Source organism: Pseudoflavonifractor phocaeensis, assembly GCF_021531375.1.
GTDB classification, from domain to species: domain Bacteria; phylum Bacillota; class Clostridia; order Oscillospirales; family Oscillospiraceae; genus Lawsonibacter; species Lawsonibacter phocaeensis_B.
The window spans coordinates 14,797-27,737 of record NZ_JADYTU010000015.1 but is presented as its reverse complement, the minus strand read 5'-3'; the positions used below and the strand labels follow the sequence as shown (position 1 = coordinate 27,737).

At 63.8% G+C, this 12,941-nt stretch carries 9 protein-coding genes and 1 tRNA gene; 1 reads left to right on the top strand and 9 read right to left on the bottom strand.

Annotated elements, in window-relative coordinates; translation table 11 throughout:
- Positions 1–88 precede the first annotated feature (88 nt).
- The 9 genes from I6E39_RS06630 to murJ all read right to left on the bottom strand — a co-directional run bounded on the left by I6E39_RS06630 (position 89) and on the right by murJ (position 9,792).
- Positions 89–1,381, bottom strand: coding sequence for an adenylosuccinate synthase (locus I6E39_RS06630; RefSeq protein WP_235380821.1), 1,293 nt, complete (start codon positions 1,379–1,381; stop codon positions 89–91).
- Between the two features lie 371 nt (positions 1,382–1,752).
- Positions 1,753–1,944, bottom strand: coding sequence for a hypothetical protein (locus tag I6E39_RS06625; protein WP_235380820.1), 192 nt, complete (start codon positions 1,942–1,944; stop codon positions 1,753–1,755).
- A 90-nt stretch (positions 1,945–2,034) separates the two neighbouring features.
- Positions 2,035–2,126 (bottom strand) — tRNA-Ser (locus I6E39_RS06620).
- Between the two features lie 284 nt (positions 2,127–2,410).
- Positions 2,411–4,621 carry a polysaccharide pyruvyl transferase CsaB gene (csaB, locus tag I6E39_RS06615; RefSeq protein WP_235380819.1) on the bottom strand — a complete coding sequence of 737 codons (2,211 nt, stop codon included), beginning with the start codon at positions 4,619–4,621 and terminating at the stop codon, positions 2,411–2,413.
- Positions 4,622–4,643: 22 nt separating this feature from the next.
- Positions 4,644–5,144: a DUF4330 domain-containing protein gene (locus tag I6E39_RS06610; RefSeq protein ID WP_235380818.1), complete on the bottom strand. Its 501-nt coding sequence runs from the start codon at positions 5,142–5,144 to the stop codon at positions 4,644–4,646.
- Entirely contained in the window at positions 5,141–5,647 is a 507-nt protein-coding gene (locus tag I6E39_RS06605; RefSeq protein WP_235380817.1) for a DUF4330 domain-containing protein, read from the bottom strand. The genes I6E39_RS06610 and I6E39_RS06605 overlap by 4 nt, the downstream gene beginning before the upstream one ends.
- Positions 5,648–6,769, bottom strand: coding sequence for a glycosyltransferase (locus I6E39_RS06600; RefSeq protein ID WP_235380816.1), 1,122 nt, complete (start codon positions 6,767–6,769; stop codon positions 5,648–5,650).
- The gene (locus I6E39_RS06595) at positions 6,766–8,226 is read right to left on the bottom strand and encodes an O-antigen ligase family protein (RefSeq protein WP_235380815.1); all 1,461 of its coding nucleotides are present in this window, start codon (positions 8,224–8,226) and stop codon (positions 6,766–6,768) included. The genes I6E39_RS06600 and I6E39_RS06595 overlap by 4 nt, the downstream gene beginning before the upstream one ends.
- Positions 8,227–8,229: 3 nt before the next feature.
- Positions 8,230–9,792, bottom strand: coding sequence for a murein biosynthesis integral membrane protein MurJ (gene murJ, locus I6E39_RS06590; RefSeq protein WP_235380814.1), 1,563 nt, complete (start codon positions 9,790–9,792; stop codon positions 8,230–8,232).
- A gap of 252 nt (positions 9,793–10,044) precedes the next feature.
- On the opposite strand from murJ, the gene I6E39_RS06585 reads away from it, so the two are divergent.
- Positions 10,045–12,924 carry a phosphodiester glycosidase family protein gene (locus tag I6E39_RS06585; RefSeq protein WP_235380813.1) on the top strand — a complete coding sequence of 960 codons (2,880 nt, stop codon included), beginning with the start codon at positions 10,045–10,047 and terminating at the stop codon, positions 12,922–12,924.
- Positions 12,925–12,941 lie beyond the last annotated feature (17 nt).

Below are 12,941 nucleotides of genomic sequence, written 5' to 3'. Positions count from 1 at the left end.
CTGGTTCTCCTTGATGTGGGGGAAGGGAAGTGCGGTCGTACATACGCCGGATGCCACACTGTGGCACCCGGCGTGGTGGATAGTCGTATTACAGCTTGGAGGCGCGGTGGGTGATCTCATCGCGCTTGGGGCCGGTGGAGACCAGGGTGATGGGGTAGCCGATCTGAGCCTCCAAAAAGTCCACATAGGCCTTGGCGTTCTCAGGCAGGGCGTTATAGTCCTTGCAGCCCCGGATGTCGCACCGCCAGCCGGGCAGAGTGGTGAACACAGGCTTGGCCCGCATCAGCGCAGGGGTGGTGGGGAACTTGTCGGTGACCTGGCCGTCGATCTCATAGCCGGTGCACACGGGGATCTCGTCCAGATAGCCCAGCACGTCCAGACAGGTCAGAGCCACCTGGGTAGCGCCCTGGACCATACAGCCGTACTTGGTGGCCACAGCGTCGAACCAGCCCACACGGCGGGGACGGCCGGTGGTGGCGCCGAACTCGCCCTTGTCACCGCCGCGGCGGCGCAGCTCGTCTCCGTCCTCGCCGGTGACCTCGCTGACGAAGGGCTCCTTATTGGAACCCACGGAAGAGGAGTAGGCCTTGGTGACGCAGATCACGTCCTCCACGGCGGTGGGAGGCACCGCGGCGCCCACACAGCCGAAGCCGGCCAGGGTGTGGGAGGAGGTGGTCATGGGGAAGATGCCCAGATCCGGGTCCTTCATGGAGCCCAGCTGGCCCTCCAGCAGAATGGTCTTGCCGGCCTTCAGAGCGTCGTGGACAAAGCCCACCGCGTCGCCCACATAGGGGCGGATGACCTCACGCAGCTCCAGCAGCTGGGCCATCAGCTCGTCCACGTCCAGGGCGGGCTTATGGTACAGGTGCTCGAAGAGCACGTTCTTGATGGCCACGGCGGCAGTGAGCCGCTCCCGCAGACGGGGCTCGTCAAAGAGGTCGCAGACCTGGATGCCGATCTTGGCGTACTTGTCGGAGTAGAAGGGGGCGATGCCGCTCTTGGTGGAGCCGAAGGCCTTGCCGCCCAGACGCTCCTCCTCATAGGCATCCTGAAGCACATGATAAGGCATCAGCAGCTGGGCACGCTCGGAGACGATCAGGTTGGGGGCGGGAACACCCTGGTCCGTGATGGACTTCAGTTCCGCCACCAGCTTTTTGGCGTCCAGTGCCACGCCGTTGCCGATGATGTTGGTGATGTGGGGATAGAAGGTGCCGGACGGCAGGATGTGGAGGGCGAACCGGCCATAATCATTGATGATGGTGTGGCCCGCGTTGGCGCCGCCCTGAAAGCGGATGACCACGTCGGATTGCTCCGCCAGCATGTCGGTGATCTTGCCTTTGCCCTCGTCGCCCCAGTTGGCGCCTACGATCGCTTTTACCATAACTGTTACCTCCGTGGACCGGGATTCGCAACCGCTTTGCGGATTTGCCTTATCCGGCTCATAACGCAACATCACTATTATACTGCTTTTTTCCCCTACTGGCAAGGGGAAAGTGGTGAGAAAATAGCTGAAAACCTGTCGGAGGTCCGGAATGGTGACCGTCAGAGGGGCGGCGTGACGGGAATGGAGGGCGCTGCGAAGTCCCAGCCGCCCCCCCACACGGCTGTGCGGCTGCCTGCGCCGTACCATCTCTGACGTAAAAAACGCCTGAGGACCGGGACAGATGGCAGGAGATCATCCGGGAGTTCTCCGCCTGTGAGGCGAAATCAAGAAATGGGCAATAAAAAACCGCCCTCGGGGGAGGGCGGAAGTCAATCTTTTGGAGTGAAGCTGGCCCAGATGGACCACAACAGAGAGAGAATGAAGAGAACAACGATCATTGCGGTCAGCCATGCCTCGCCGGTTTGGAACAGCATACAAAATCCAAGTCCGGCTGTCATAATCCAAAGAATACCACGCATGGAATGAGATTCCTTTTGAAATTCTTTTGCGAAGTGACCCATCGTTTTCACCCCTAATAAATCCTATGCGGAATATGCAGTCCGGGTAAAGGAAAACCCCCGAAACCGTTGAGGCTTCGGGGGGTCTCATTTTGGCGGAGTAGGAGGGATTCGAACCCTCGGGCCGCTTTTGACGGCCACACGATTTCCAGTCGTGCTCGTTATGACCACTTCGATACTACTCCATCGCAGTGCTGCCTACGGTCATCGCGGACAGCAACATGTATTATACCAGCTTTTCGACAAGAGTCAAGCCCCTTTTCAAAAAAATAGAAAATTTTTTGTAGGAAGGAGAGGGACGCATCCAGGAGTTTTGGCGGAGAGGCCTCCGCGCGCCGCAATCAGAAGGGACCGGGGATCACACAGGAGCCGGGAGCCTCCAAAAACCGGGCAGAGCGCGTTGGCCGCCGGGGCTGCCTGCCGGCCAGCAGAAAACCCAGGCCGGTCAAAGACCGGCCTGGGTTGGGCGTCAGTTCTCATGCTGCTCCAGCATCTCCAGCAGCAGCCGTTCGTTTTCCCGGGCGGCCTGGGTCAGCTGGGCGGACTTTTGCCGCAGACGGGCCAGAACGGTGTCGTAGTCGGCCATCATGGCGTCTGCCCGGCGGATGGCCTCGTCCCCGTCGAAGGAGTCCACATGGCCGGCGGCGGGCAGCTCCAGCTCCTGAAGGTAGCTGTCCACCTTGGGGTCGTATACCAGGCCCATGGAGGGCACCGCCATCCGGGCGGCGAAGATCAGCGTATGCAGCCGCATGGCCAGACACAGGCGGGCCTGTCCCAAAACGGACATCAGCTCCCGGGGGGTGCAGGGCTCGTCCAGCAGGAAGGAGGGCTCCTTCATCAGCCCCTGGACCTGCCGGGCGGCGGCCCGGTCCCGGCTGGGCTGCATGAGGAGGAACAGTACCTCCATTCCGTGGGCACGGCGCAGGTGGTCGCACAGCCGGGCCAGCTCCCGGCAGAAGTCTCCGGTGTTGGGCCAGTCCCGGACGGACACGGCCACAAAGGGGGCGCCGGGGGTCAGGCCAGCCGTTTGGAGCAGCTCCTGTCCGCGTTCCACCGGGGCGGGGGAGAGGTGGAACACCGGGTCGGCCGTGACGTGGAGGTCCCGGCGGGACACCCCCATGTCGGCCAGCTCCCGGGCGGAGCTGTGGTCCCGCAGGGTGACCAGAGTGGCCCGCTCCACCACCTTTTTCACCCGCCGGCGGTTGGCGGGCCGGCGGACGGGGCCGATGCCGTTGGCGTACAGCATCACCGGCTTGCCCAGCCACTGGGCGCAGCGGATAACGGACAGGTAGTAGAGCAGGGACCGGGTGGAGGTGGTGTCCTGAAGCAGGCTGCCGCCTCCGGACAGCAGGGCGTCGCTGCGGCGCAGGGCGGAAAAGACCTTACATACCCGGAACCGGGGGATGGCGTCCATGCCGTACTGCTTCCGGGTCAGCTCCGGGTCGTTGGACAGGACGGTGACGGCCACGTCGTCGCTGGCCTCGTGGATGGCCTGCTTGATGGCCTCCAGAATGGCGTCATCCCCGGCGTTGGAGAAGCCGTAGTAGCCGCTCATCACCACCCGGTGACGGCGGCGGCGCACCTGGTCATAGACGGACAGGCAGTCGTCGGTCATGCGGTGGACGGAGTAGTGCTGCTGGACCACGCTCCGGCCGTATTGGCCCAGCTTTTCGCGCTCCCCGGCGGGGAGGGACAGGGCGGCGGTGACGTCGGCCAGCAGCTGTGCCTGGGTGGCGGCGGGGTCGGTGCGGCAGCAGAAATTGGTGTCCACCGCCTTGTCCAGCAGGTCGGGGGTAAACAGGCCGGTGTGGCCCTGGGCCCCGGAGAGGATCACCGGACGGCAGGCGGCCATGGCCTCCAGCGCCGCCCGGGACACGCCCACGAAGAGGTCGCAGGCGGCGGCCAACAGATTCACGTCGGTGCGGGGGCCGGTGAGGACCAGACAGTCCCGTCCCATGGTCCGGTTGACTTCCCGGGCCCGGGAGAGAAGCTCCTCATAGGCCGTTCCGCCGCCCACAATGAGGATGCGGACGCCGGGGAAGGCCCGGTCCAGGGCCGGAGCGCTTTCGATGAGCTGCCGGGCGGTCAGGGCGGTCTCCGCGTCCAGACGGCTGACATGCCCGACCACGGGGGCGTCCCCCAGTTGGAACTCCCGGCGGACCGCCTCGCCCGAGATCTCCGGGGAGAATTTGTCGGTGTCGATGCCGTTGATGGTGAGGGTGATGTGCTGGGGCGGAATGTTGTATTGCCGGATCAGGTAGTCCCGGATGTCCTCGGAGACTGCCAGAGTCCGGTCCCCCCAGTTGGACAGCAGGCGCAGGGCGCCGCTGACCTGGTACACGCCGTGGCAGGAGGTGACGAAGGGGAAGCCCATGGATTTCTGAAGCCGTCCGCAGAGGAAAGCGGGGATCCGGGCGTGGGCGTGGACCACGTCGGGCTTCTCGGTCCGGATCACCTCCCGCAGGACGGTCAGGGACCGGCGCATGTCGGACAGGGTGCGCCGGTGCAGGGGGGCTTCATAATGCCGGATACCGGCGGCGGTGATCTCCGGGACATAGACGCCGCCGTTGGACACGACGGCGATCTCGTGTCCCCGGTGCTTCAGCTCCTTGGCCAGCTCCACGATGTGGGTCTCCGCGCCGCCGATGTCCAGACCCATGGTGGCCATTAAAATCTTCATGGCGGATGCTCCTTACAGTGGTTTAGGGGACCTGGATGTCGGTGACGGTGCCGGTGAACTGGGCGTACTTGGTGTAGAAATTCCGGGAGGAATTGACGCCCAGATCATAGATCCGGTTCAGCAGGCAGCGGCCCTCGCTGACGATGCCCTCGCCCTGAATGGTCAGAAGGAGGTTGACGCAGTCCTCGGCGGGCACCACGTCCACAGTGCCATCGTTGAACTCGGCCATCTTGGCGCTGGGCAGCACCTCAATGTCCACAATCTTGCCCAGGGTGCCGCCGCTGCTCCGGTCCTGGTCAAACATCTTGTCCTCGGTTCGGATGGCGTCGGCCACATAGCCGCGGACTCCGCTGACCTGGACCTGATAGGTGATGGGGAGGTTGGTGACGCTGGTGCTGGTGTGGGACAGGTGGTTGTTCTTCACGTTGAGAGCCACGGCCAGAACCAGGACCACCGCCACTACCAGTACGTCGATGATGCTGACCTTGCCGAACAGCCGGCCGTTATGATCGATAATTTTCATGCCTGACCCTCCCGCTCAATGGAAATAATGGGGCCGCTGGCCATATAGCCCTCGCCCCGGATATAGGCCACGGAGCCCACCCGCAGGGCGTAGCCGCCCCCCAGCAGGATGGACTCGTCACTGGTGGTGCAGGGCGCCTCCACGGTGACAAGCACGTCCTCATAGCCGGGGATGTCGGCCAGCACATACTGGCGGCTCTGGTGGTCCAGCTGAAGGGACTGGGCGGGGACGGCCTCGGCGGAGACCACGGTGCCCAGCTCATAGTTCTTGATGTTGTCCACCAGCTTGTCCCCGGACTCCACCAGGACACTGGTCCCCTCGATCCACTTTTGGAAGCGGACGGTGTACCGGACGGTGGCGGTGCTGGGGGCCGCTCCCTCCGCGGGGGCGGCGGGCTTCAGGGCGCTCCACAGCAGGAAAGCGCCCACGGCCAGGGCCAGAACCAGGACGATGCCGTCAAACAGGTTCAGGCGCAGGCGGAATTTCGGTGTGTTCTGTTCCATTTATTTTGCTCCTTTCAGGATGTTGTAATAGATCTGCTCCGTGTTCCGGGCGAAGACCTGGCCGGTGAACTGGGATTCAAACCGCTCCCTGGCCTTTTGGCCCATGGCCGCCCGCTTTTCAGGCCGGTCGATGAGGTCGGCCATGGCGTCGGCCAGAGCCTCGCTGTCCCGGCTGGGGAAGACGAGACCGTTTTCTCCGTGGCTGATGACCCAGGGGTTGCCGCCGTAGTCGCTGACGATGGAGGGCAGTCCCAGACTCATGCCCTCCAGCAGGGCCATGCTGGTGGCCTCGGTGCCGTAGGAGGCGTTGAGCTGAACGTCCAGGATGTTGAGCAGGGCGGCCACGTCGGACCGGAAGCCCAGCATTTGGACCACGTCCTCCACGCCCATCTCCACCACGGCCCGCCTGACTTCCTCCTCAAAGGGGCCCGTGCCCGCCACCAGCACCCGGAAGTTGTCATATCCCCGGTCTTTGAGCAGCTTGGCCGCGTGGGTCAGATACAGGTGGCCTTTATAATCCTCGATGCGGGCCAGGATGCCGAAGACGGTGACGCCGTCCTCCAGCCCCAGCTCGGCGCGCAGTCTGGCCCGGTCCTCCTGAGAGGTGCGCTCCATGGGGGCCACCCCGTTCATCACCACGGTGATCTTCTTGGGGGAGATGCCGCCCTCGGTGAGGTTGTCCCGGGTGGCGGGACTGACGGCGATGATGTGGTCGGCGTAGTGCTCGTTGAGCAGCTTATTGACCCAACGGCCGGGGGGATACTTCAGCTTGGCCGGAACGGGGAAGGCGGAGTGGCGGCTGTATACCACCGGCACATGGCACCGCTTGGCAGCCACCCGGCCGGAGAGGGCGCCGTGGGTGTGGACCAGATCGGGCTTCACCCGGCGGATCAGCTCCTCCAGGGCCTTTACGTCCTCCTTGGCATAGGAGCGGTCGGCCATGCCGTCCACCTCCAGGACTTGGACCCCAGCCTCCTCCAGGGAGGGCTTGAGCAGAGAATCCCGGGGGACGGCCACCAGGGTCTCGAAGGCGTCCCGGTCGGAATAGCGCAGGTAGTTCAGAATGACCCGGCCCGCGCCGCCGATGTTGGTGTCACTGATGATGTTTAAAACACGAATCATACCAGCAGCCTCCCTTTGGGCAGTTGACTGCGCCGGGCGGAGGCGGCTCCCAGAGCCAGGTAGGCCCAGAACAGGAACATGACCCGGTAATTATAGAAGGAGTAGTCCGTCATGGCCTGGACCAGGAAACCGCACACTCCGGCGGTAAAGGCGATCTGGAGCAGACGGCTGGTCCAGTCCTTTTCCCGGGACAGGGAGACGCACATCATGCGGAAGTAGACGAACAGGAGCAGCAGGAAGACGGCCAGGGCCACCACCCCCGCGTCGCACAGGATCTGCAAAAACAGGTTGTGGGAGTGGGGGGCCACGATGGCGTTGTAGCTGTAGGCGGGATAGACCATGTTGAAGGCCGCGTCCCCGGGGCCGATGCCGCACAGCCAGTAGTCCTTCAGCATGGCCAGCACCCCCATCCAGATATAGACCCGGTAGGAGGTGGAGTTGTCCCCCAGGTTGCCGATGCTGGTGAACCGGGAGATGACGGTGTCAGGCAGCACGAAGTACAGGGCTACCAGAGCGAAGGGGGCCAGAAGGATGAACCGGGGGTTGAGCAGGACCACGAAGACCGCTCCGGCGAAGAGCAGGCCCAGCCAGGCCCCCCGGGAGAAGGTGAGGATCATGCACACGCACATGACGCCGCAGCAGCAGAAATAGTAGGCCCGGCTGCCCCAGCTCTTGGCGGACAGCAGCTTGGCCCCGCCCAGGGGGATGGCCAGGATCAGATACTGGCCCAGCATGTTGGGGTTGTCCAGGGTGGAGGGGACCCGGAAGCTGATGGAGGAGAACATGTCGCTGTCCACCCAGGCCGCCGACTGGTAGCCCCAGCCGAAGAGGTACTGAAGAATGCCGTAGAAGGACACCAGGGCCGCCACAAGCACCATGAGGGCCACCAGGGTGTCCAGCTGCTTTCTTCCGGTGATGGCGTTGTACAGGACCACTGAGAACAGGATAAAGACCACCGACAGCAGGCCGGGCTGGAGACTGCCCCGCAGATTGACGGAGAACAGGGTGCCCGCCAGATAGACGGCGGCATAGAGGATGATATAGCGGTTGATAGGGGCCCAGGCCAGCTCCCGCTTCCGGTCCCGCACCAGATTGAGCAGCAGGGAGGCGTACCCGATGAGGGCCAGCCCCATGACCATCAGGGAGGGTCGGAATTTGCACAGGGCAGGGGCCAGGACCACCGGGATGGCGCACCACACCCAGGTCTGGGTAAAGACGCTGCCGGCAAAGAGCTTGTCCAGCCGGAGCAGCTCATACAGCCGGCACAGGGCCCGCCGCACCAGGGACCACAGCTTGAAGAACACGCTGTTTTCCGAGGCGGCCTTGCCCCACCCGGCGGGATGGAGGAACCACTGGATCACCCCGCTGTTCTGCCATTGGCGGCCAAACCAGAGGCACATGGCCGTGATGGCCCGCCAGAGAAGGCTGCCGTCCAATACTTGTTTCATTTGTTCCATAGCTCAACCTCGTTTCCTCAGTTGTTTGATCAGATTTGCCGTCAGTCTGGCCTCCTGGAGCCCCAGGACCAGGGCCAGCAGGAAGTAGACCGCCACGCCCGCCAGAGCGCACAGCCCCAGGCAGAGCAGCTCCCCCAACTTGCCGCCGGGGAGGAGGGGGGTAAGGCCGGTCAGGACCAGATGGGCGCACAGGCCCATGGCCAGGGCGGCTGCCGCCATTTTGACCAGATCCAGCACCATGTCCCGGTCCAGGATCCCCTCGCCCCCGCGTTCCATGGGCAGGAGGAGGAGCAGGGCGTACACCGTGGAGGATACCGCCGAGGCCAGAGCCAGTCCGGCCACCTGGAAGCGGTCCATGAGCAGGGCGCACAGCAGGATATTGACGCCGATGGACAAAGCGCCGGCCACCAGGGGAGTCCTGCCGTCCTGCTTGGCGAAATAGGCCCGGCTGAGAATATTCTGAAGGGCGTAGCCCGCCATGCCCAAGGAGACCCAGACGAGGGCGGTGGAGGTGATCTGGGTGGCGAAGTCGCCGAATTCCCGGCCGCCATATATAAAGGAGATGAGGGGACGGGCCACCACCATCAGTCCCGCCGACATGGGCAGGACGAAGAAGAGGCTGCTGTGGACGGTCTGGCGGATGGTGTCCCGGAACTGCCCCTGCTGGCCCCCGGCGGTGAGCCGGGACAGGCGGGGGAAGATCACGTTGGTGATGGACAGGATAAAGGTGCCCGCGATGACCAGATACAGGTTGGTGGAATACTCCAGCGCGGCCACCCCCGCGCCGTCATAGAGGCGGGAGCCGAACCGGGAGTTGATGACCAAATTGATGGGCTGGACCCAGGTGGATACCATCACCGGGCCCATGAGGGCAAAGACCTTTTTCATCCCCTCGGACCGGAAGTTGGGGTCGGGCCGGAAGCGGCAGCCCAGCCGCACTAGAGGCGGCAGCTGGATCAGCCCCTGAAGGAGCCAGCCCGCCAGATAGGCAAGCGCCAGTCCGTAGATGCCCAGCTTGGAGTCCAGCAGAAGAAAATACAGGATAATGACCAGATTGGAGGCCGCCGACATGAGGGCCGGGGCGGTGAAGTGGTCCTGAGCCTGAAGTACCCCCACCAGGGAGAAGGCGATGCCGGAAAACAGGACGGTGGGGAACATAATTCGGGTCAGTGAGGCGGCCAGAGCGGTGGTCCTGGGGTCGGCGTAGTCGGCGAAGACGGCCACCAGCGCCTGGGGAAAGGCCATGCCCAGCAGGGTGAGGGCCGCCGTCAGCAGGGCCATGACGGTGATAAAATTGCCCGCGAAGCGGAACGCCTCTTTTTTCCCTTTCTTCTCCAGATACTCGCTGAAGACCGGGATGAAGCAGGCGGCGATGGCCGAGGCGAATACCGCGTCAAAAAAGACCCGAGGGATGCGGCTGGCGGTAAAAAAGGCGTTGGCCTCCATGCCAACACTGTAATGAATGGCCAATAACCGGTCGCGGTAAAGGCCTAATACTTTACCGATCAGGGTGACGATCATCACCATGCTGATGGTTTTTGTGGCGTTATTCTGCCGTTCTTCCACGGCGTCTCCTCCTTATCATGAGGTATGGGACGGCAGGTTTCGATACCGTCGAAATCATCTCATTGTACACCAAGAGGAACCTTTTTTCAACCTTTCCCGCCTGCCATTCACAGCTTGTTCACAGTTGCGCGGGCGCGGCGTTTTTTTCCAGGGACTTTTCTCCCCTTTCTCCCTTTTTGCCATTGAAACGCCATAGAGGACCTGATATAATGTAGGGCGTTCCTCAGGTTTACATATTACAAAGGAGTGTCCATGAAACATACCGCTTTACCACAGATCCTGCGCCGGGCTGCGGCCCTGGCATTGGCCGCCGCGCTGGCACTTCCCACGGTCTACGCCGCCGCGGGAGAGCAGAAGCTCCAGACCACCAGCACCCTGGTGGACGGCCTGACCTACCGCAACACCGTCACCGTCAACAACTCCAGCCGGGTCGAGAGCTTTTCCATGGAGCTGGAGGAGGGGAGCGAAGCCTACCCCATCCTGCTTCAGGCCTCGGGCACCGTTTACGGCGCCGCCACCATCAATAAGGCGGTCAGCCACGCCCAGGAATTGGGCTGCCATGTGCTGGGCGCCATCAATACCGACTTTTTCTCCACCACCTCCGGCGTGCCCATCGGCATCGTCGTGGAAGACGGAGTGTATAAATCCAGTCCGGAGAACGAGGCCGCCATGGTTATCACCGACGGGCGGGTCTCCTTTACCGAGACGCCGCAAGTGACCATCACCCTGACCAATGAGCGGGACGGAAGCCAAGTGCAGCCCCATCACCTGAACAAGTGGCGCAATGCCAGCGGCGGACTGTACCTGCTCAACCAGGACTTTTCCAGCGTGTCCACCCGCACCTCCACCCCCGGCTGGTATGTGCGGATGAAGGTGCTGCCGGACCAGGGCGGGGAGGTACCCGCTCTGGGGGTGAACAGTACCCTGACCCTGGAGGTCACCGAGGTGCTGGAGAGCGACCAGGCGGCGGTCATCGGGGCGGATGAATATATCCTCACCGCCGACAGCAGCTCTGGCTACTATGCGGCGTACCAGTCCTTCCAGGTGGGAGACCGGATCACTTTGACCACCTCCTGCCAGGACGAGAGCCTGTCCCAGGCCCAGTGGGCCGGGGGCGTCGGCGATGTGATGGTCCGGGACGGGAAGATCACCGACAGCTCCAACTGGACCTATGCCAAGGACGGACGGGCTCCCCGCACCGCTCTGGGCGTCAAGGCGGACGGCACCCTCCTGGTCTACGCCGTGGACGGCCGCCAGTCCGGCTACTCCATGGGCCTGAGCCAGATGGATCTGGCGGAAGAGATGCGGGACCAGGGCTGCACCTGGGCAGTCAACCTGGACGGCGGCGGTTCCACCGCCATCTCCGTGTGGCTCCCCGGCCAGAGCGGACCCGCCGTGCGGAATATTCCCTCTGACGGCCGGCTGCGCAGCTGCGCCACCTACCTGCTTCTGGTCACCGACCAGGCGGGGGATGGGAAGCCGGACCGTCTGGCCATGCAGGAAGAGGGACTGACCGTCCTGGCCGGCTCCTCCGTGACACTGCCTGAGACGGTGGTACTGGACAGCGGCCTGAACATTCTGGACCGGGAGCTGAGCGATCTCACCGTCACCTCCCGGAAGGGACTGGGCGACGTGGAGGAGGGCGTCTACCTGGCCGGAGGGACGGCGGGCACCGATACCCTCCGTCTGCGCTCCCGGAAGCTGGGAGTCGAGGGCGAGGCCCAGATCCATGTGGTGGACCAACTGACCTCCCTCACCGTTTCCAAGGCGGGCAGTTCCTCCGCCCTGACCTCCCTCACCGTCAAGCCCGGCGAGACCGTCCAGCTGGCCGTAACCGGCAGCTACTGGAACCGCACCGCCCTCCGGGATCTGGGCCCCGTCACCTGGACGGTGACCAACGGCATTGGCTCCGTGGATGAGAACGGCCTGTTCACCGCCTCGGAAGCCGGAGGCAGCGGCGTCATCACCGCCTCCGCCGGCGGCGTGACCCAGACCATCCAGGTGTCCATGACCAACGTCCACAACGACGTCACCGAGGACCACTGGTCCTATGAGGCGGTGGAGTACTGCTACCAGCATAACATCGTGGGCGGCGTCTCCACCACGGAGTTTGGCCGGGACAACCAGATCCGCCGGGCTGATTTTATGCTGATGCTGTATAACGCCGTGGGCAAGCCTGCCGTCACCGGGGGCTGCGACTTTACCGACGTGTCCGCCGCGGACTACTACTATACGGCCCTGTCCTGGGGCCAGAGCGCCGGCCTGGCTTCCGGGACCGGAAACGGCGCATACTCGCCCAACGCTCCTGTCACCCGGGAGCAGGCCTTCACCATCCTGCACCAGGCCATGCCCATCCTGGGCAAGGAGTGCCCCACCGGCAGTCTGACGGTGCTGGACCAGTTCTCGGACAAGGACCAGATCGCCGACTACGCCAAGGGCCACACCGCCACTCTGGTGGCCCAGGGAGTGGTCAGCGGCAAGGGCAGCGGCATCGACCCCAGGGGCAACCTGACCCGGGCGGAGATGGCGGCCCTGCTGTATAAGCTCATCACCTATACGCCCATCACCGACCTGCCTGCCGACCCTGTCGACCCCGCCCAGCCCGAAGTCCCTGTGACCCCGGTGGAGCCTCCGCAGCCGGAGGAGCCCACCTTGCCCAATCCCGCCGGCTATACCCTGACTCTGGACCGGACTGAGGCGACCCTGAAGTCTGGGGAGAGCGTTGCCCTCACCGCCGTGCTGGACCCCGCCTTTGAGGGCGCGGAGATCACCTGGACCAGCAGCGATCCCCAGGCCGCCGTGGTGACGGAGAAGGGTGTGGTCACCAATCTGTTCCCCGGGACCGGGACCGCCCAGGTCACGGTCACCGCCCAGTGGAACGGTCTGAACGCCGAGTGTACCGTGACCTGCCAGGAGGCGGAACTCACCGGTACCGTGGTGAATGCGGAGAAGGGGCTGAACGTCCGCTCCGGTCCCAGCACCGAAAACCCGGTCATCGGTGGCTTGACCGACGGGGCCCGGGTGGTGGTTCTGAAGGCGGAAAACGGCTGGTGCCATGTGCTGTACCGGAACAAGGACGGACAAGCCGCCCTGGGCTATGTGTCCAAGGACTACATCCAGCTGTCCAAATAACGATGGAAAAGGGGAGA